Source organism: Gracilibacillus sp. Marseille-QA3620 (assembly GCF_054950035.1).
In genome coordinates this window covers 4,080,290-4,100,168 of record NZ_CM143102.1, presented here as the reverse complement: position 1 = coordinate 4,100,168, position 19,879 = coordinate 4,080,290, and the positions used below count along the sequence as shown (strand labels likewise).

The following is a 19,879-nucleotide window of genomic DNA, read 5'->3' as shown; positions in this document are numbered from 1 at the left end:
GCAGGATGGAACGCTATTCAAGGCAGCTGCTGTTCCCGCAAGTCGGGCAGACAGGCCAAGAGAAGCTTGGCAAGAAGCATGTGCTCATCATTGGGGCTGGGGCGCTTGGTTCAGCCCTCTCGGAAATGCTGGTCCGTGCAGGTATTCAGTCGCTGACCATTGTAGACCGAGATTATGTAGAGTACAGCAATCTGCAGCGTCAGCAGCTTTATACAGAACAGGATGCCGAGGAGAGCCTGCCTAAGGCAGAGGCGGCAAGGAGGCGCTTGGAAAGGGTGAACCAATCTGTCAGGATTGAGTCGATCGTAACGGATGCCACACCTGATGTGATGGAACCATTGGTTAAGGAGGCAGACTTAATTCTCGATGCGACGGATAATTTTGAGACTAGAATGATCATCAACGACCTGTCTCAAAAGCATCACACCCCTTGGGTATACGGAGCATGTGTCGGCAGTACAGGAATGTGTCTCGCCATTCTTCCAGGGAAGACCCCTTGCCTCAATTGCCTCCTCAAAGCCGTGCCCGTACAAGGGCTGACCTGTGACACGGGCGGCATCATCAGCCCGGCTGTCCAAATGGCAGCTGCCCATCAAATGGCGGAGGCACTGAAGATTCTTGTAGAGGATTATGGGGCGGTTCGCGAAGGCCTCATCTTTTTTGACCTATGGAAGAATGATTACCGGCAATTTAAGACGAGGAAAATGAAGAAGGATAGCTGTCTATCTTGTGGGAGCAATCCCGAATACCCTTTCCTTAAGCGGGATAATGTGACCAAGACAGCCGTTTTATGTGGGCGGGATACCGTCCAAGTCCGTCCGCCGCAAAGGATGAAGCTGAACTTTTCCATCCTTGCCCGCCAGCTGATCCAAGGCGGCTATCAGGTTGATGGAAATGCCTTTTTGCTTAACATTCAAGGGGAGGGAAAGAGGATGGTCCTCTTTGAAGATGGCCGGGCCCTTATCCATGAGACAAAGGATATTCAGGAGGCGAAATCGCTTTATCAGCGTATTCTCGGCTGACATAGAAAGAGCTCCAGACCAATAGCCTGGAGCTCTTTTATATAGAAAATGTTCATCCTCTGCGCACATTACATAACTTTTGTGTTGTTCGTGTCATCGGTTTGGTTGGAGGCTACAACGACAACTTTATGGTTATCCAATTCTTCCTCGTATTGGCCTGCTTCCATTTCAGAAAGTCCGAGTGACATGAATTTGCTGCGCAACTCATCACCGCGGGATTTGAATAGGTTGCCGACTGTTTCGAAAAGGCCGGTTTCCTTCAACCCGACAGAGCCAGAATCAGTTGCATCTGTTAAGTCCTTCGAAAAATCTTTATCGTGCGCAAATACATAAACATGATCTTTAGAGTAGCCTTCTGCCACTAATTGCTCTATTTTAGCTTTTGCTTGTACCGAATTTTCTACAACATGTACGGAATACATCAAATCGTCCTCCTTGTGTTTTGGTATCTGTTAACATTGTTTCCACACTATGTATATATCCCGGAGAACAATGGGGTAAACATCAAGGGTAGAATCGGGCGTAACGTATTTAGTAAGATAGCAGGGGAGATGATGAAAATGAAAAAACCAATTTTCCAAAATGATTGGCAGAGTGTACTCGAGAAAGAATTTGAGAAGCCCTATTACCTTGAACTTCGCCAATTTCTAAAAGAAGAATATGAGAATAAGAGCATTTATCCAAAAAAAGAGGATATCTTCAATGCGCTACATTACACGAGTTATGAACAAGTGAAGGTCGTTCTGCTTGGACAGGACCCCTACCATGGGCCAAATCAAGCACATGGCCTAAGCTTCTCTGTCCAGCCGGGGGTCAAGGTGCCGCCGTCGCTGCGCAATATGTTCAAGGAGCTGCACAGTGACCTCGGACTGCCAATACCAGCTGATGGCTATTTGAAGAGTTGGGCCGATGAAGGCGTGCTTCTCTTGAACACCGTACTCACCGTTCGGAAGGGAGAAGCCAATTCCCACAAAGGCCGAGGCTGGGAAACCTTCACAGATACCGTCATACAGTCACTTAATGAAAAAGAGGAGCCCGTCGTATTCCTGTTATGGGGAAAGCCTGCTCAATCCAAGTTACCGCTGATTGATACGAAGAAGCATCATGTCCTGACAGCTGCCCATCCTAGCCCGTTCTCCGCTCATCGCGGCTTCTTCGGAAGCAAGCCTTTCTCCAAAACCAATGAGCTCCTTAAAGCAGACGGCCGCGGCGAAATAGACTGGTCCCTTCCAAATGCGCCTCAGAACCCTCCTATGGTATGATGAAAGCGAAGCGGGGGTGAGTGCATGGAAATCACATCAGAAGCCGTCCTTTCGAAAGCAGAAGAGCTCATTCGGAAGGCCAAACAAACAAGCGGAGAAGAGCAAAAGGGCTACATAATCGCGGCAAAAAGCCTCATGGAGCTCATGCTCGCACCAGAACAGCGTCGGTCAGCTCCTGTACAAGAGAGCTATCGTCCAATCGTCCAGCAGCCAATCACACAGCCAAAAACCATCTCACTTCCAAACGAACAGCCAGTTCGCATGGAAGACGCAAATGGTGATTCATTATTTGACTTCTAGACTATTGACAAAGGGGAGAAAAGCAGGTGAAGACATTTATCATCATCGCTGCAATCAACGCAGCATTGGCCGTGGCACTAGGAGCATTTGGCGCCCATGGCCTTGAGGGGAAAATAGCAGACAAATATCTAGAAACCTGGCAAACAGGTGTCCAGTATCAAATGTTTCATGCAGGAGGCCTGCTCGCCATCGGCCTACTATGGAATCATCTATCCTCACATCAATTACTAAGCTGGTCCGGATGGGTCATGCTCGCGGGTATCATTCTCTTCTCCGGAAGCCTATACATCCTAAGTGTGAGCGGTATCTCGAAGCTCGGAATGATCACGCCGCTCGGAGGCATCGCCTTCATCGCATCCTGGGTATTAATGATTGTCGCTGTTTACAAATACAGCTAAGAAGGAAAGGGCACCCTCCTCTGTGAGGAAGGTGCCCTTGTCTATATCTTCAGACCCCTCCGAATGCTACCTCGGAAGGCCTCCGAACTCTGGTGCATACTCAATCTCCTCATCAAAGGACACATAATCCAAGTAAATCAGCGGAAGCAAATAACGCATTCCCGTCTGCGGATCACTCAAAATCAAATGATCGCGGCCGGCTGCCTCAATAATCCCCTTAAACAGCTTCGTATTATTCTCCTTCGCACCCTCAAACGTCATAAACACCGAAGCCAATTTTCCCTTATTCAAGCGCAAAATATTCTCAATATATGACTGCTGCTCAGTAGGCGGGCTGGCAGACCCGCCGGCATTTGGCGCCGGCGATGTCTGGAACGGAGAACCAGACGGAGGCATCTGAGACATCTGCGGCATCTGCCCCTGCTGCGGATACCCGCTAGGAGGCTGCTGCTGTTGCCTCGGTGCCCCGTTCTGCTGGGCCATATAAGGATTGTAAGGAACTTGGTATCCTCCGTTAAAAGGACCGCCTCCCCCATAAGATGGTGAACCGGGTTGTTGCATAAATGAATCCTCCTTTTATCACAATTATTAATCAAAAACAGTCGGGCACTCGGACTCGACAGGAGCAAAAAAGCAATGGTTCTTATAACGACCAGAATTATACTGACCATACCACTGGGAAGGACAACTGCCCTCCGGCCTGAAAAACCAAAGCGAATACGTAGCCGGATGAAACCGCTCCCCATTAATCACCCTTCTCGCCAAACGAATATCACTCTCTCGGGCCCGTTGGTAAAAATAACCCTTCTGTGTCGCCTCAAACCCCCCAGGATTCTGAAAAACCATCTGCGGAATCGATCGGATATTCACAAAATCCAAGCATTCACCCCGGACCCTGTTCACTCCCACATTCCCCACCATCAGCATCCCAAGTTCACCCTCACCCTCTGCCTCAGCCCTCATCAACCGGGCGAGCAACTTAACATCTTCCTCAGTGTACTGGATAACAGCCAAGTCTCGAAGCACCTCTTTTCTGATGATCTAAGTATGATGAAGTCAATTTCTTAAAGAAAAAAAGGCATGCTCACTAATGAAAATTATGCAAGAGGAGACCGGCTTATGATAAAAAAGTGCGGAGGGGGGTGTATAGGCACTCTTTTCTGTGCTTCTTGCAAGAGGAGTGAAGGGTGGGGAAGAAATGGGAGAAGCGTGGCAATGCCCAGGGAATGTCCATCTTTTGCCCATGCAAGAGGTGTAAAGTGTGGTCAAAGGATGGGAAGAGCGTGGCAATGCCCAGGGGAAGCCCACTCTTTTCCCATACAAGAGGTGTAAAGTGTGGTCAAAGGATGGGAAGAGCGTGGCAATGCCCAGGGAATGTCCACCTTTTGCCCATGCAAAGGGTATAAAGTGTGGTCAAAGGATGGGAAGAGCGTGGCAATGCCCAGGGGAAGCCCACTCTTTTCCCATGCAAGAGGTGTAAAGTGTGGTCAAAGGATGGGAAGAGCGTGGCAATGCCCAGGGGAAGCCCACTCTTTTCCCATACAAGAGGTGTAAAGTGTGGTCAAAGGATGGGAAGAGCGTGGCAATGCCCAGGGAATGTCCACCTTTTGCCCATGCAAAGGGTATGAAGGGTGGACAAAGGGTGGGTCAAAGGTGGCCATCGTCAGAGAAGGCCCACCCAATGCCTATGCAAAGGGTGTGAAGGGTGGACAAAGGGTGGGCCAAAGGTGGCCATCGTCAGAGAAGGTCCACCCAATGCCCATGCAAAGGGTGTGAAGGGTGGACAAAGGGCGGGTCAAAGGTGGTCATCGTCAGAGAAGGTCCACCTTTTGCCCATGCAAAGGGTATAAAGGGTGGGCGAAAGGTGGGTCAAAGGTGGCCATCGTCAGAGAAAGCCCACCCAATGCCCATGCAAAGGGTATAAAGGGTGGACAAAGGGTGGTCCAAAGGTGGCCATCGTCAGAGAAGGCCCACCCTATGCCCATGCAAAGGGTATGAAGGGTGGACAAAGGGTGGTCCAAAGGTGGCCATCGTCAGAGAAGGCCCACCCTATGCTCATGCAAAGGGTATGAAGGATGGACAAAGGGTGGTCCAAAGGTGGCCATCGTCAAAGAAAGCCCACCCAATGCCCATGCAAAGGGTATGAAGGATGGACAAAGGGTGGGTCAAAGGTGGCCATCGTCAGAGAAGGTCCACCCTATGCCCATGCAAAGGGTATAAAGTGTGGTCAAAGGATGGGAAGAGCGTGGCAATGCCCAGGGGAAGCCCACTCTTTTCCCATGCAAGAGGCGTAAAGTGTGGTCAAGGGATGGGAAGAGCGTGGCAATGCCCAGGGAATGTCCACCTTTTGCCCATGCAAAGGGTATGAAGGATGGACAAAGGGTGGGTCAAAGGTGGTCATCGTCAGAGAAGGTCCACCCTATGCCCATGCAAAGGGTATAAAGGGTGGACAAAGGGTGGGTCAAAGGTGACCATCGTCAGAGAAGATCCACCCAATGCCCATGCAAAGGGTATGAAGGATGGACAAAGGGTGGCCAAAACTTGCCCCTCCTTCTCCATCCCAACAAAAAAACACCCGCTCAAAAAGCGGGTGCCTCAAATTCATTCCTATCAAACATTCAAAAAGCTGCCGACTTTTTCTTCATCTAGCAGATTGCCGACAAAGAAGGAGCCGAATTCGCCGTAGCGGGCGCTGACTTCGTCGAAGCGCATTTCGTAGACGAGTTTTTTGAATTGGAGCACATCGTCTGCGAAGAGAGTTACGCCCCATTCGTAGTCATCGAAGCCGACGGAGCCGCTGATGATTTGTTTAACTTTGCCTGCATATTGGCGGCCGATCATGCCGTGGGAGTACATAAGCTTCCGGCGTTCTTCCATAGAGAGCATGTACCAGTTGTCGTTGCCTTGGCGGCGTTTGTCCATTGGGTAGAAGCAGATGTGCTTAGCTTTCGGCAAAATTGGGTATAGACGAGCACGGACATGTGGATTTTGGTAAGGGTCTTCGTCAGAGTCTTTCGCCATGTAGTTGCTTAGTTCCACAACGGATACGTATGAGTGTGCTGGAATTGTGAAGTCGGCGAGTTTGGTTTTGTTGAATTCTGTTTCGATTTCGTTCAGTTCTTCCATGGTTGGGCGCAAGAGCATCAACATGAAGTCGGCCTTTTGTCCGACGATTGTATAGAGAGCATGACTGCCTTGTTGGTCAGCTTGCGTTTTGTTCCATTTTTCGACAAGGTCGAGGAATTCTTTGACGGCGGCAGTACGCTCGTCGGCGGGTACCATTTTCCATGTTGCCCAGTCGATTGTGCGGAAGTCGTGCAGGCAGTACCAGCCGTCCAAAGTTTTTGCTGCTTCACTCATTGTTCAATCATCTCCTACTAGTATTTCGTTGATTTCTTTCCTTAATATATCATAATGATTCCAATATTTTCTCTTTTCACGTTTGTGTCAAATTAGTGAAGTTGGATTTGTATGCGTTTCCAGTAAAAAAGTAGAGAAACCTAAATGACAAATCAGGTACGATAGTAGTATCCTAAGTAGAGTTACATTTAGAGGAGGACATAAGGAAGATGAGTAATTTATTTACAACTTTACAAGAAAAGGTTTCCGGCCATAACTTGCGTATCGTATTCCCAGAAGGGTTGGACGAACGTATTTTAGAAGCAGCTGGCAGATTGGCTGCTGATAAGACAGTTGTGCCTGTTTTAATCGGGAATATTGAACAAATTACTGCAAAGGCTAGTGATATGGGGGTTTCTGTTGAGAACATGGAAATCTACGATCCGGCTAATTATATAATGATGGATGAATTGGTAGCGGCTTTTGTTGAGCGTCGTAAAGGGAAAGTGACAGAAGAGCAAGCGCGCCAAATTCTATTAGATGAGAACTACTTCGGTACAATGCTTGTGTACTTAAATAAAGCAGACGGTCTTGTCAGCGGTGCGGCTCACTCAACAGCTGATACGGTTCGTCCAGCGCTTCAAATCATCAAGACAAAACCAGGCGTGAAGAAAACCTCTGGTGTCTTCATCATGGTTAAGGGCGATGAGAAATATGTATTCGCGGATTGCGCAATCAATATTGCTCCTGACAGCCAAGACCTTGCGGAAATCGCTGTTGAGAGTGCACGTACTGCACGCATGTTCGACCTTGACCCGCGTGTGGCTATGCTAAGCTTCTCTACAGTTGGTTCTGCTGTATCTGAAGAAACAACAAAAGTGGCAGATGCCGTGAAGCTTGTGAATGAAATGGATCCGCAAATGATCGTGGATGGAGAAATGCAATTTGATGCAGCGATTGTTCCATCTGTTGCGGCTGCGAAAGCACCTAACTCTCCATTACAAGGAACAGCGAATGTATTCGTATTCCCAAGTCTTGAAGCAGGTAACATCGGCTACAAGATTGCACAACGTTTAGGCGGATTCGAGGCGGTTGGTCCAATCCTTCAAGGGTTGAATGCACCGGTTAACGACCTTTCCCGCGGATGTAATGCAGAGGATGTCTACAATCTTGCGTTGATTACGGCTTCTCAAAGCTTGGCTCGATAAGATAATCTAGAATAGAAGAACGAACAAGAACGGCGTCTCAATTTCCAGCAGACGCCGTTTTTTTGAAGGGAAGAGAAGGATGAGCTTGTTAAGACAAGGTACATGGAGAATCATTGACCATAGCACATCAGGACTCTATGTGCGGGCGCTTGATTCGTTCGCGACAGATGATACATTATGTGCAGCTGTAGGCGGCGGGCTGTCTCCGGCTGTAGCAAGAGCATGGGTTCATAAGAAAACAGTCGTCATGGGCATCCAGGATGGGCGGCTTCCGTATTTGCAAAAGGGGATTGATTATGTGCATAGTCAAGACTATGACTGCATAGTCCGCAACTCTGGCGGCCTTGCTGTCGTGCTTGATGAGGGGGTCCTCAACCTGACGCTCGTTTTCCCGGAGGAGAATGGGAAGATTGGCATCAACAAAGGGTATGATGCGATGTGGGAGCTCATTTGCCACATGTTCCGTGATTTTGATCAAGAGATTGAGGCGGGTGAGATTGTCGGCTCGTATTGTCCGGGAAGCTATGATCTAAGCATTCATGGCAAGAAGTTTGCTGGCATTTCCCAGCGAAGAATCCGCGGGGGAGTTGCTGTGCAAATTTATTTGGATGTGTGCGGAAATGCGGCAGACCGTGCTGCACTCATCAAGGAATTTTATGCACGGGCGCGCGGAGGAGAGGAGACGAAATTTGTCTATCCAGAGGTTAATCCTGCTGTGATGGCCTCCCTTTCCGAGCTTTTGGAGGTCAATCTCACAGTAGAGGATGTAGTCGGACGCTTCCTCCAATCAATCAAGAGTTTCTCTGATGAACTTGTGAGCGGGGGATTAAGCGGGGAAGAACGTCCTGTTTATGAGTCGTATTTAGAGAGAATACAAGAGCGAAATGAGAAGCTTGGCATTTGAGGATAAGGGCAGTCACTGTCCTTATCTTTTTTTTGCCCCCAAAATAAAAACCAGTTCACAGAATCGGAACTGGTTTGAAGGGGTTTATTCGGCAATTTTCTCAAGATTTCCGTTGCGGTCCATCTTGAATTTCGTTGCTTGGCGCTCTTCTTCTTCAAGAAGGGCAAGCTTACGGGCACGATTCATGATGTTCATGAGTGTTTCATAGTCTTCCTGGATCGTATGTGTGTTCTCTTGTACATTATCAAGCTTATGCTGGAGCTCCCGGTTTCTCTCCTTTAAATCACGCATTTCAAGCTTTAAACGATCATTTTCAGATTGCAAGGCTTGAATCTTCAGGCTGTCTCCGTCGTATGTTTGCAGGAAGGAAATAACGTCTGCCATGGTGATCTCTTGCTGCTGATAGTCATTCATCATCGGGAAGAAGCTTGGCTGCTCAATGATTGGCTCTTGAGCTGTAATAGGTTCTTCATGGACCGCTGGTTCGACATCCATTAATTCATCTTCCATGGCTGTCGTGACCGTCTCGAAATCTCTTAGGGATGGCACAGGTGGTTGATAGAGAATTTTCTTCTTGCCGCCTTGGTCCTTTCCTAGCAGACGCTGGCGTTGTTTTCGCTGCTTGCGGGCCAATTGCAGGGCTTTCTCGTAATTATGGCGAACTACCGCGTTCCAGCGGAATCCGCAGGCTGCTGCCGTCCGGTTCAGCTTGTCGCCGACCTCATCAAATGCATTTAATTGCGTGCTGCCTTCCCGAACATGCCTTAATACGGTCTCAGCCAGCAGCAAGTCGTTTTCTTCTGTCCACGCATCTTGTCTAACTTTCATGTCTACAACTCCCTTATAAAAAATAAATTTGCAAATTATGGTTCTAGCATGGGCATATAAGAGAGTTTTTATACAGGTTACTAGATTTTTTCGTTGCCTTATAGACTGTACATCCTTCTTGCAAACACGAATGTGTGAGTGATACAATACGCTTTAGGTCCAATAGTCCTGCATTTTTAGGGGCTAATTTTTTGGTAAGAAAGGATAGACGGTCATGTCGAATGAATTTAGGGTATGTGACGACTGTCAAGCCACAAACTTAAAAACATTGCTGCCAAAATTAAAAAAGGTTGATCCTGATGCAAAAATCGAAATTGGGTGCCAGTCCTACTGCGGACCGGGGCGCAAGAAATCCTTTGCCTTCGTGAACAACCGTCCGGTGGCTGCCCTGACAGAAGATGAATTGATTGAAAAGGTGCAAAAGAAGATTAAATAATACAGAAGCCGTACTCCGAATTTGGGGTGCGGCTTCTTTTCATAAAATCGTCGCTGTGAACCATACTAAGAGGAATCTTAGATGGGGAAGGGGATCGAATGAGGTTTTTACTGATAATTGCTGCAGCCTTTATCTTCGGAGCGGGATTTTCTCCGTTTCATGACAGGGAAGAGATACCGGATCTGCTGATTACAGAGGTTTCCCCGAGCGGGAAGCAGTATGAATATATCGAGATCTACAATAATACGAGCGATCCGGTGAATCTTGGTGATTATGCGCTTCGCTATTTGGCAATGGATGAAACGATGCGCACTTGGGATCTGAAGGAGCGGACGATGGTACCGCCAGGCAAGGCCGCTGTTTTATGGCTTACGAAGGATCGCCCGTCGGCTGAATTTAAGAAGCATTACAAGATGGATGTCGAGCTTTTGGCGACCATAAAAGGGTCCTTGAAGAATAAGGGCAAGAATACGCTCGTCCTTGCCACTGATGCTGGGGCTGTCGTCTCCTATGTTTCATATGAAACTGGAAATACACATTTCCGCCACTCAGGGAAGAAAAAGAAGCTAAAGCAGCTCGATGAAATGGCTCCGTCGCCTGGCAGGGTCACTCATGAGCAAGTACCGGACAAGTGGAATGAAAAGCAGGCAGGAGCGCAATTGACCCTTGCACCAATTAGTCTTCCAGCTGAAATCCCTGAACGGACAGACCTTGAGCTTGAGGTGGAGGTAAAGGGACGAGAGCAGGCGAAGAGGGTGGAAATGTTTTATAAACGGGCGCAGGATAAAACGTATTCCCGCGTCAATTTCACCATGAAAACATTGGAGACCTTCCAAGGAAACATCTCACGTTATGACATCTACGGTGCCCAGCCAAATGTGCAGTACTTTTTCGAGTTGTCAGATGGTTTAGGAACGACAACTCGCTATCCGGCTAAGGGGTTTAAGACCATTAAGGTCGGAAATCCAGCGATGTACAAGTCTGTTAAGCCGGGGCTGTCTGTTCAGGATAATACCATTTTGCGTGGTGTAAAGAAGATTCAGGTACATAAGCGTTGGGCGGATGAACAGCTGAATTTAACATTGGATAGCATGCCGCTTCCCACGCAAAAAACATTAGGAAAGCCAGCTGCCTTCGTATTTGAGGGGCTTGGCATTGATGAGCGGAAGAAGAGCGCCATCTTTGTCGGAAAACAATTGATTGCCTCGCTTGCACCGACAGAGGGCGAGTACCAGCCATATGAAATATCGATTCCGCTTGAGACGCTGAAGCCTGGGAAGAACCGGATTGCCATCCATACCGGAACGAAAAGGGAGGTGTACCGCTCAGGAAAGGTCGCAGATGTGAAGGAGGCAGACCGCTTTACGGTCAAAAATAGTAAACTGCTGCTTGATGATGGAACAATTATTCGGCCAAAGATGGTCAAAAGTATCAATGCAGAAGGGGATGAGTTGAAGAAGGCTTACCGGGATGAACATCCTTGGGCACTTGGGAAGAAGGGCGTACTCATTCAAGTATTTGAGTTCCATATCTCTGCCGATAAATTTAAGACGTTGCAAGCAGAGATTGATACATCGGCTTATGAGGATGGAATCCATCTCATTAAGGCGGAAGGGGAAGCGGAGTATGAGGCACAAACCGTCTTCGATAATTCGCCGCCGAAGCTCAATCCAGTCACCCCTGAGAAGGGGAAAACCTATAAAGGCACCTTTACGATTACTGCCAACCCGGAGGATAAGATCACTTCCATCGCATCAGTGAAGGGGTATTTAGACGGAAAAGAAATCGAGCTGCCGTACACCACCTCCTCCGGCAAGCTGAAGAAAGGCAAGCATACCGTTCGATTTGTAGCGACAGATGCGGCAGGTAATCGGGCAAAGAAAACAATCCCGTTTCGAATTGTTGAGGAGACACCAATCATCTCTGGGCAGATCAGCCCGAAAAAGGGGGAGAAGGACGTCTCCCTTCATCCTTCTTTAAGTGTGAAGGTGGAGGACCCAACCGATGATAAGCTGCTGGCGAAATTTTATGCCGGCCATCGGTATGATGCGGCAGGCGGGCAAATGAAGGCTTACACAAACATTGCAGCTGAGGAGCCGCCGAAGGGATTGACGACAGAACGAGAGGAACCTGTGAAGAGACGGCAACTGAGACGAATCTCCAAGGTAGATGGGAAGTATTGGACCACTGAAGCGGATTCTGGCTTCCCGTATCAGCGCTATCAGGTAAAAGTAGCTGAACCTGGATCTGCCCTCAAAGAGGTGGAGCTTGAGTGGGTTGGACATTCCCTCCAGGGCAGAAGGGTGACTATGTATGCTTGGAACAGGCTTCAGTCAAGATGGGATGCCCTCGTTTACGGCTATGGGGAGGACGATTTTACCCTGCGGTCAAGCATTGAGCCGGAGACTTATATGAAGGATGGGCTGGTCGATGTGCTTATCCAGGATAAGATTGTTGATGAAGTGAATCGGCCGTTTAATCTAGTCTGGATGTCGGATACCCAATATTATTCTGAGACCTTTGCCCATGTGTTTCCGGTCATGACAAATTGGATCCGTATTCAGAATCAGCTAGGGAATGCCGAATATGTCATCCATACAGGTGACCTCGTCAATGTCCGCTGGGATAAGGGACAATGGGATGTGGCCGACCGTTCGATGAGCATTCTTGATGAGAATCGTATTCCATATGGAGTCTTATCCGGCAATCATGATGTCGGAAATCTTGTTCATGATTATCGTAATTATGCCCGCTATTTCGGCAAGCGGCGCTTTCATGAAAGCCCGTTCTACAATGGGACGAAGCAGAATCGAAACCATTATGACCTGATGTCATTTGGCGGTCATGATTTCTTATTCCTCTATTTAGGCTGGGGCCATGAAACCAGCCGGGAGACACTTAAATGGGTCGACCGTGTGCTGCGCCATTATTCGGAGCGGAATGTCGTGCTCGCTGTCCATAATTATTTGGATGATGAGGGGAGCCGAACCTATAATGGCAAGCAGGTCTTCAATAAAATCGTTCGAAGGTATGACAATATCAAGCTTGTGCTTGCGGGCCATATCCCAGGCGCCAGCCGGCATACCGCCGAGATCCCGGTGAAGGACAGGCCTGGACATGTGCGCAAGGTGTATGAGATGCTTGCTGACTATCAAAGCGGTCCTGAAGGCGGTCAAGGCTATATGAGGATGCTGCACTTTGACCCTGCTCATAAGCGGCTGAGCGTAAAGACGTATTCACCTTATCTAGATGACCATAATTTCTTTGAGCCGGAGAAGGATGAATTCACCATTGAAGGGCTTGAATTGAACCCAATCCATAAGCAGGTTGCCACTGATTATATTGGCGTTAATGTCTACACGAACAAAGCAATCGGACGTGATTATGCGGGGAAAAAGAATCGAAAGGTGAAGGCTAAGCTCCGCGATTTAACTAAGGATACTGAGTACTTTTGGTATGTGGAGCTCAGTGACAGCTACGGCGGCTGGACGAGATCTCCGTTATGGAATTTCAGAACGAAAGAGTAAGGATTGCCTCCATGCAGGAAGCTGCATGGAGGTTTTTGCATGGCAAAAAAACCATTTTTTAAAAGGAGGCGAGAATATGTTTTTTAAATCAAACAAGCTATAATAAAAACATGATTGAGAAGGAAGAGGGAATCAGATGGAGTATTCTCTGCAGAAAATGAACGAAGAAAAAGTATTTAAAGACCCGGTGCACCGCTATGTGCACGTCAATGACCGCGTCATTTGGGACCTGGTCGACACGAAAGAGTTCCAGCGCCTGCGCCGCATTAAGCAGCTTGGCACGACCTATTTGACCTTCCACGGGGCCGAGCACAGCCGGTTCAACCACTCTCTCGGAGTATACGAGATTGTGAGACGGATTGTGGACGGTGTGTTTGACGGGCGGGAGCAATGGAATCCAAAGGACCGCCTATTATCCTTATGTGCGGCTCTCTTGCATGATTTAGGCCATGGACCGTTCTCACATTCGTTTGAGAAGGTATTTGAAATGGACCATGAAATGTTCACGCGTAAGATTATCCTCGGCGATACAGAAGTCAATGAAGTGCTCAGAAGAGTGAACGAGGATTTCCCGAAGGAAGTAGCGGAGGTCATTGCGAAGACGCATGCGAACAAGCTTGTTGTCAGCTTAATCTCAAGTCAGCTTGACGCCGACCGGATGGATTATTTGCTGCGCGACGCCTATTTCACAGGGGTCAGCTATGGCCAATTTGATATGGAACGTATTCTGCGCGTGATGCGTCCGACAGAGGAGCAGGTCGTCTTCAAGCAAAGCGGTATGCATGCGGTAGAAGACTATATCATGAGCCGCTATCAAATGTACTGGCAGGTCTATTTCCACCCGGTTACGAGGAGCGCAGAAGTCATTCTGACGAAGATCCTCCATCGTGCCAAAGAGCTTTATAAAGAAAATTACCACTTTAAACACGAACCATATCATTTTAATTCCTTATTTACCCATACGGTTACTCTTCAAGACTACCTGAAATTGGACGATGCTGTTATGCTATATTACTTCCAGCAATGGGAAGAAGAAGAGGATCCTATCTTAAGTGATCTATGCCGCCGGTTCAATAACCGCGATTTATTCCAATATGTTGAGTTCACGCCATCCAATAAAGAGATGAAGAAGCTTCTTGAATTAACGCAGTTATTTGCGAAGGCAGAGCTCGACCCAGACTATTATTTAGTGCTCGACTCGTCATCTGACCTTCCATATGACTTCTACCGTCCAGGTGAAGAAGAGGAACGGGTACCAATCTATCTGTTATCGAAGAAGAAAGAGCTGAAGGAGCTGTCCCGTGAATCGGATATCGTGGATGCCATCTCCGGTAAAAGGCGAACAGATCATAAGCTCTATTTCCCTGCCGATATGCTTGGGGACATGTCAACACACAGGCAGGAGAAAGAAGAAATTAAGCGAATACTCGAGTGGGAGTAATATACACAAAAGAGGTGAAGAATGGTGTTAAAGGATCATGCACGCATCCTTTCAGCCATAAATGCAGCAGGGCATATTGCTGGAAGAAAAAAGCTTCAAAAGATGATCTTTATATCAAAGAAACTACAATATCCATTTCATGAGAAATTTGAATTTCATTTTTACGGGCCATACTCAGAGGAATTGACACTAAAGATTGAGGAATTGCGCAATCTTGGGTTAATTGAGGAGCTGAAGGATAAGGAGAACGGATACCTTCAATATGATTACTCATTGACCGATGCCGGACACGAGTTCCTGACCTTGTATAAGGACGGCCTTGATGAGCGTCTTGCCCTCTGTCTGAAGGAGCTTAACGGACAGCCCGCCCGCTTCCTTGAGCTTGTTTCAACGATCCTTTTCTTTGACCATTTAACGAAGCCGGAGGTCATTCAGAAGATTCAAGAGCTGAAGGCAAAGCAGAACTATACGGCTGAGGAAATGGAAGAGGCCTTTATCTATGTCAGCCAACTGATGGAGAACAATAAGCCATTATCCATGAATTCATAAAGTAAAAAGAATGGAGCAGTCTCTGCTCCATTCTTTGCCATCAGGCTTTATTGGTCGCTTAAGCGCTTACCGCCAGGGGCATAATGGTTTTTGGACATTTCTTCAATGAAGACCGTAATATTTTCACGCGGAGCACCCGTAGTTTCAGAAACCGCCTCCGTTACTTTTTCACAAAGGGCTTTCTTTTGCTCCTCAGTGCGTCCTTCAAGCATCTTTACAGTCACAAATGGCATGGATATTCCTCCTTGGTTATCATGGATATGGGATTAGTTTTTCATAAATAGAAAGAGAAAGCAAGCTGGCCTCTTAAATCTAATGGAGGCAAGCCGAAAGGGAGATGTTTGTGGATTTTCAAAATATCATCACCAACTTACCGTATATGCTTGTCACGCTGGCAATTGCCTTTACGGTACATGAATATGCCCACGCCTATGCGGCCTATAAATTTGGTGATCAAACAGCAAAGAATCAAGGGCGGCTGACCTTGAACCCGCTCGTACATATAGACCCGATTGGGGCCATCTTTCTAATCCTATTTGGATTTGGATGGGCTAAGCCGGTACCTGTGAACCGATTCTTCTTCAAAAACCCGCGTTTGAACGGAATTATCGTCTCTATCGTAGGGCCTTTAAGCAATCTCGTACTTGCGTTTGTGGCGGTTTTGATTGTTCTTTTCATCCAGCAGTTCAATCTCGGAATGATGATCCCATATTTTATCTTCAAATTCATTAGCATATTCATTAATATCAATGTGTTGCTGTTCGTGTTCAATTTATTGCCTTTTCCTCCATTAGATGGGTATCGTATAATAGAGGACCTTGTCAACCCGGAATTACGGGCAAAAATGACGCAGTACGAGCAATATGGGGTACTGATCTTCCTTATTCTTGTCATTACGCCGCTTGGCAACTACACGATTGACCCTATTCTCTATAATCTTGTACCGAGCATCCGGGATGCATTATATTCGATTTTATATTAAAAGGAGGCTTCTGATTGGACCATGAGCCAAGAAAAGAAAAAACCAACCTTCAATATTATTAAAAACAATCCGACAGACGGCCATAAAGGATACGGTATCGGCGCACTCAGCCTTGAAAATGTCTCGCCTGTCTTCGTTGATGTAGAAGAAAAGAGAGCATTCGTCGATATCGGTGCCATGCATGCGCGCAGTGAAATCGAAAGACGAATCAAATTCCTGCCGAACAAAGAAGAGGTGCCAAACGGAAAGCCATACTGGCTCGTCTGGGTAACGATTGAACAGGCGCCGACTGGTGCTTACTATGCCGGTGTAACAGCCTGTGAAATGACCGTTGACCAAGAAATCCGCCGCGGGTATAAATCCTTGCCGGAGCATGTAAACCGTATGGATAAATCCCTTAAACGGCACATCATCGTTGACCATATGGACGACAGCTCAAAGAAAGTCCTCGCCGACTTCCTTAAGAGCCATAATGAAGACCTATGGAACAATTCCTCAGACGAATTGAAGCAGCAACTAAATGTGTCAGAAATGTGAACTTGGTGGAAGGAATTAGGCGGCTAATTGGCATATCACTTGTCGCCTGCAACCAAAAAAAGTAAACTAAAATCACGTGAAATTGTACATTCACGTAGAACTAGGACACGAAAATCCCCGAACCGAATACCGGTTTGGGGATTTTTGTTTTATTAGAGCGGAGGGAATTAAGATGGATATCGTCCTATATGAAAATACGGAGTATGCTGATTGGAATGAGATGAGAGAGATCTACGCCTCCGTAGGCTGGACAAAGCATACAAATGAACGCATCAAGCATGTATTTGAGGCAAGCAATGTGATGGCAATCGCGAAAGCAGACGGGCGCATCATAGGCTTTGGCCGCGCTATGTCCGACGGAGTGTTTAACGCAGCTATTTATGATATAGTCGTTCATCGTGACAATCAAGGGATGGGTGTCGCCAGAGCAGTCATGAAGAACCTGCTTGAACAGCTGAAGGATGTCTCCTGTGTTCATCTGCTATCAACAACCGGCAATGAAGACTTCTACCGCCAATTTGGCATGAGAAAGCTAAAAACAGGGATGGGGCGGTATTTGAACCCAGCATTGGCGAATCAATATTTAGAGGAATAAGAGCAGGCACAGGCCGCTATAATCAAAACAGCGTAATTAAATCTGTTTTTTCATGAAGTTTCTCATAAAAAATCAACATTCCTTTCAAAAACCACCTCCAGCTTGTCCATTTTTAATTTCTCAGCGCCGCAGGGCGGTGATTTTCAAAAGGGATTTTCTCAAAAAGGTGATTTAAGAGCGAACGGCAAGTTTTAAGGGCGGAAACCTGGTCGTTAGGGAGAAAATATAAGAGTAAGGGCGACAATCTAACCGTAAGGGCGGAAATCCTAGGTTAAGAGCGAAAATGCTAGATTAAAACGAAAACTCAAAAATAAAACCGCCAATCCCAAACTCGGGATCAGCGGTTCCTCATCCTAAACTCCATGCTTAAACGGCCAAAAGCGTTTATACCAAGGCTGTTTCTCTTTATCTGTGCCAGAATTCTGATCAGTACTATCTTCAGTATGTCCGTGGAGCGGGCAAATTTCCTTCGGTTCGCTGCCTTTCTTGAAATAGGTCATCCTCTTCACCGGACAGTTTTCATCGGCAAGCATGCCTGTGACGGGGTCAATTTCTACGCCGATTACGCCTTTTGGCTGTTTGAAGTCGGTGACAGGCTTGTCCTCATGGGAGGATTCCATGAATTCGGCCCAGATTTGCTTAGCGGTTGTTTTATCGTATTTGGTTTCAAGCTTGCGTGATTGGTCATAGCCGGCCCAGATGCCGGTTGTCAGCTGCGGCGTGAATCCAATCATCCAGCTGTCGTATTCCGTTGAACCGGATTTGCCGGCATAGGGCCGGGATAGCTTCGGGATGATGGAGGAGCCGGTGACAGAGGCGTATCCATTTAATTTTTCATCAAAGACGCCGGTGAGCATTTGCGTCATGACATAGGCATTGGCTTGATCCAGTGCTTTTTTCTTCTTCGGCTTGCGTTCATATAGAGTGCTGCCATCACGATCAAGGACCTTTGTGATGAAGAAGGGCTTGACCTTCTTGCCGCCGTTCGCAAAGTAATTATAGGCATTGGCCATCTCAATCGGCTTAACACCAGATGTACCAAGGGCGAGCGATGGCACCTTCGTCATTTTGGAGGTGAGGCCGAATCGCTTTCCGGCCTTGACGAGCTCCTCCTGACCGAGGAAGAGATGGGTTTTGACCGCATAAATATTGTCCGATACAGCAATCGCCTGGGCCATCGTGATGGCTTCATTGGCATAGTGATTGCGGAAGTTATGCGGCGTATAGCTGCTTTTCCCTTCATCATAGGAGAAGGTTGTTTCCTCGCTCCTCATCGTTGTGGAAGGGGTGAAGCCTTTTTCAAGGGCTGTGTAATAGAGGAGCGGCTTAATGGTTGACCCCGGCTGGCGCAGCGATTGGGTTGCACGGTTATAGGCGCTCTTTTCATAATTAGTTCCGCCAATCAAGGCCTTTACTCCGCCGCTTTTAGGATTCATGGCAACGAGGGCTACCTGCAGCTCGCTCTTATCTGGGATATGAGCGGTCACGATGTCCTCTGCCTTTGCCTGCTGGGCAATGTTCAACGTTGTATAAACGGTCAAGCCGCCGGCGCGGATGAGATCCTCCCGCCCCTGCAGGACTGTACGAAGCTCCTGGTTCACTGCATCAAGGAAGTAGGGGGCCTTCGCTAAATCCTCCGTATCAAGAGAGCCATATAAGGCGGTATGCTGGAATGCCTGCTGTGCTTTTTCACCTTGGGCCTTCGTAATAGCACCGGTTGCCTCCATGGAGCGGAGTACAATTTCCTGGCGCCTTTTTGCATTCTCAGGTGAATGAATTGGCGAGTAGAGGCTCGGCCCCTTTGGGATGCCAGCAAGGATGCTGGCCTCTGTTAAGGTCAGGTCACTTGCGTTTTTGTGAAAATAATAATGGCTCGCGGCTTCAATGCCATACATGCCGTGCCCATAATAAATCGTATTCAAATATCCTTCTAGAATCTCATTTTTCGAATAATGTTCCTCCAGCCTTAGTGTATAGAATGCTTCCTTTGCCTTTCGTGTCCATGTCTTCTCCGACCCAAGGAAGAGGTTCCGGGCGTATTGCTGTGTAATCGTGCTCGCACCTTGAACCTTCGCGCGCGCAGCCACATCTTTAATGACCGCTCCGGCAATTCGCTTTAAATCAAACCCGTGATGGGAGAAAAATTGACGGTCCTCCACGGCAATCGTCGCATCAATTAAATAAGGGGATATCTGATCAAGAGATACCCAGTAACGCTTCTGTGCGCCATGGCTTTCGCCAAAAGGCTGGAGGTCATCTGCCAAATATACGGTTGTTTGCGGAACGGTCACCTCAGGTGCGCCTGCTATTTTGATGCCGGTCCAAATGGCGGCCAAGCAGACGAGGGAGACGGTCGTGACAAGTATGGTGCCAAATGTAACGGCACGGTAGATGAATCGTTTTCTTCTTTTGCGTTCGGTTCTGGACATATTCCTTCCCCCTTAGTCTCTGGTGTCAATTCATTCATTACCAGTAGTATGAAAAAAACGGGGCTGTTTTAAACAGAAATTTGGCTTTCGGGGAAAATCTTTACTTTTATATAGGATTGGAC

At 47.5% G+C, this 19,879-nt stretch carries 20 protein-coding genes; 13 read left to right on the top strand and 7 right to left on the bottom strand.

Going from position 1 to position 19,879, the window contains the following annotated elements; genetic code table 11:
• Positions 1-5 precede the first annotated feature (5 nt).
• On the top strand, positions 6-1,022 hold the full coding sequence (locus ACY8DX_RS20520) for a ThiF family adenylyltransferase (RefSeq protein ID WP_462405970.1): 1,017 nt from the start codon (positions 6-8) through the stop codon (positions 1,020-1,022).
• A gap of 68 nt (positions 1,023-1,090) precedes the next feature.
• On the opposite strand, the gene ACY8DX_RS20515 is transcribed toward ACY8DX_RS20520, so the two are convergent.
• Positions 1,091-1,444: a YflT domain-containing protein gene (locus ACY8DX_RS20515; RefSeq protein ID WP_049669261.1), complete on the bottom strand. Its 354-nt coding sequence runs from the start codon at positions 1,442-1,444 to the stop codon at positions 1,091-1,093.
• A gap of 138 nt (positions 1,445-1,582) precedes the next feature.
• Between ACY8DX_RS20515 and ACY8DX_RS20510 the strand changes: the two genes are divergently transcribed.
• Genes ACY8DX_RS20510 through ACY8DX_RS20500 form a run of 3 tightly spaced genes read left to right on the top strand, consistent with a single transcriptional unit; the run spans position 1,583 to position 2,982 of the window.
• A complete protein-coding gene (locus ACY8DX_RS20510; RefSeq protein ID WP_439802229.1) occupies positions 1,583-2,284 on the top strand; it encodes a uracil-DNA glycosylase in 702 nt (233 codons plus the stop codon).
• A gap of 24 nt (positions 2,285-2,308) precedes the next feature.
• A complete protein-coding gene (locus ACY8DX_RS20505) occupies positions 2,309-2,584 on the top strand; it encodes a DUF5327 family protein (protein ID WP_439802230.1) in 276 nt (91 codons plus the stop codon).
• 26 nt (positions 2,585-2,610) lie between these two features.
• Complete coding sequence (locus ACY8DX_RS20500) at positions 2,611-2,982, top strand: DUF423 domain-containing protein (protein WP_049669264.1); 372 nt, start codon at positions 2,611-2,613, stop codon at positions 2,980-2,982.
• Between the two features lie 66 nt (positions 2,983-3,048).
• Here ACY8DX_RS20500 and gerQ read toward each other — a convergent pair whose 3' ends face one another.
• The 3 genes from gerQ to hemQ form a co-directional block, all read right to left on the bottom strand.
• Complete coding sequence (gerQ, locus tag ACY8DX_RS20495) at positions 3,049-3,543, bottom strand: spore coat protein GerQ (protein ID WP_439802232.1); 495 nt, start codon at positions 3,541-3,543, stop codon at positions 3,049-3,051.
• A gap of 27 nt (positions 3,544-3,570) precedes the next feature.
• Entirely contained in the window at positions 3,571-3,996 is a 426-nt protein-coding gene (locus ACY8DX_RS20490; RefSeq protein ID WP_049669265.1) for a cell wall hydrolase, read from the bottom strand.
• Between the two features lie 1,596 nt (positions 3,997-5,592).
• A complete protein-coding gene (hemQ, locus tag ACY8DX_RS20485; protein WP_049669269.1) occupies positions 5,593-6,342 on the bottom strand; it encodes a hydrogen peroxide-dependent heme synthase in 750 nt (249 codons plus the stop codon).
• Positions 6,343-6,551: 209 nt separating this feature from the next.
• On the opposite strand from hemQ, the gene pta reads away from it, so the two are divergent.
• Positions 6,552-7,529, top strand: coding sequence for a phosphate acetyltransferase (gene pta / locus ACY8DX_RS20480; protein ID WP_049669270.1), 978 nt, complete (start codon positions 6,552-6,554; stop codon positions 7,527-7,529).
• Between the two features lie 79 nt (positions 7,530-7,608).
• On the top strand, positions 7,609-8,433 hold the full coding sequence (locus ACY8DX_RS20475) for an octanoyl-[GcvH]:protein N-octanoyltransferase (RefSeq protein WP_439802940.1): 825 nt from the start codon (positions 7,609-7,611) through the stop codon (positions 8,431-8,433).
• Positions 8,434-8,517: 84 nt separating this feature from the next.
• On the opposite strand, the gene ACY8DX_RS20470 is transcribed toward ACY8DX_RS20475, so the two are convergent.
• Positions 8,518-9,261: an RsfA family transcriptional regulator gene (locus ACY8DX_RS20470; RefSeq protein WP_462405969.1), complete on the bottom strand. Its 744-nt coding sequence runs from the start codon at positions 9,259-9,261 to the stop codon at positions 8,518-8,520.
• 214 nt (positions 9,262-9,475) lie between these two features.
• Here ACY8DX_RS20470 and ACY8DX_RS20465 point away from each other — a divergent pair, with 214 nt between their 5' ends.
• The 4 genes from ACY8DX_RS20465 (at position 9,476) to ACY8DX_RS20450 (ending at position 15,214) form a co-directional block, all read left to right on the top strand.
• A complete protein-coding gene (locus ACY8DX_RS20465) occupies positions 9,476-9,697 on the top strand; it encodes a YuzB family protein (protein ID WP_049669273.1) in 222 nt (73 codons plus the stop codon).
• A gap of 98 nt (positions 9,698-9,795) precedes the next feature.
• Entirely contained in the window at positions 9,796-13,224 is a 3,429-nt protein-coding gene (locus ACY8DX_RS20460; RefSeq protein WP_462405968.1) for a lamin tail domain-containing protein, read from the top strand.
• A gap of 136 nt (positions 13,225-13,360) precedes the next feature.
• A complete protein-coding gene (locus ACY8DX_RS20455; protein ID WP_049669275.1) occupies positions 13,361-14,665 on the top strand; it encodes an HD domain-containing protein in 1,305 nt (434 codons plus the stop codon).
• A gap of 24 nt (positions 14,666-14,689) precedes the next feature.
• Positions 14,690-15,214 carry a YwgA family protein gene (locus tag ACY8DX_RS20450; RefSeq protein ID WP_049672702.1) on the top strand — a complete coding sequence of 175 codons (525 nt, stop codon included), beginning with the start codon at positions 14,690-14,692 and terminating at the stop codon, positions 15,212-15,214.
• 47 nt (positions 15,215-15,261) lie between these two features.
• Here ACY8DX_RS20450 and ACY8DX_RS20445 read toward each other — a convergent pair whose 3' ends face one another.
• Positions 15,262-15,447: a 2-hydroxymuconate tautomerase gene (locus tag ACY8DX_RS20445; RefSeq protein ID WP_049669276.1), complete on the bottom strand. Its 186-nt coding sequence runs from the start codon at positions 15,445-15,447 to the stop codon at positions 15,262-15,264.
• Between the two features lie 104 nt (positions 15,448-15,551).
• On the opposite strand from ACY8DX_RS20445, the gene ACY8DX_RS20440 reads away from it, so the two are divergent.
• From ACY8DX_RS20440 to ACY8DX_RS20430, 3 genes are all read left to right on the top strand, one after another.
• Positions 15,552-16,196 carry a site-2 protease family protein gene (locus ACY8DX_RS20440; RefSeq protein ID WP_462405967.1) on the top strand — a complete coding sequence of 215 codons (645 nt, stop codon included), beginning with the start codon at positions 15,552-15,554 and terminating at the stop codon, positions 16,194-16,196.
• A gap of 21 nt (positions 16,197-16,217) precedes the next feature.
• Entirely contained in the window at positions 16,218-16,733 is a 516-nt protein-coding gene (locus tag ACY8DX_RS20435) for a YwhD family protein (RefSeq protein ID WP_049669278.1), read from the top strand.
• Positions 16,734-16,905: 172 nt separating this feature from the next.
• Complete coding sequence (locus ACY8DX_RS20430; RefSeq protein ID WP_462405966.1) at positions 16,906-17,328, top strand: GNAT family N-acetyltransferase; 423 nt, start codon at positions 16,906-16,908, stop codon at positions 17,326-17,328.
• Between the two features lie 353 nt (positions 17,329-17,681).
• Here the strand turns inward: ACY8DX_RS20430 and ACY8DX_RS20425 are convergent, their stop codons facing one another.
• Complete coding sequence (locus ACY8DX_RS20425; protein ID WP_462405965.1) at positions 17,682-19,757, bottom strand: transglycosylase domain-containing protein; 2,076 nt, start codon at positions 19,755-19,757, stop codon at positions 17,682-17,684.
• Positions 19,758-19,879 lie beyond the last annotated feature (122 nt).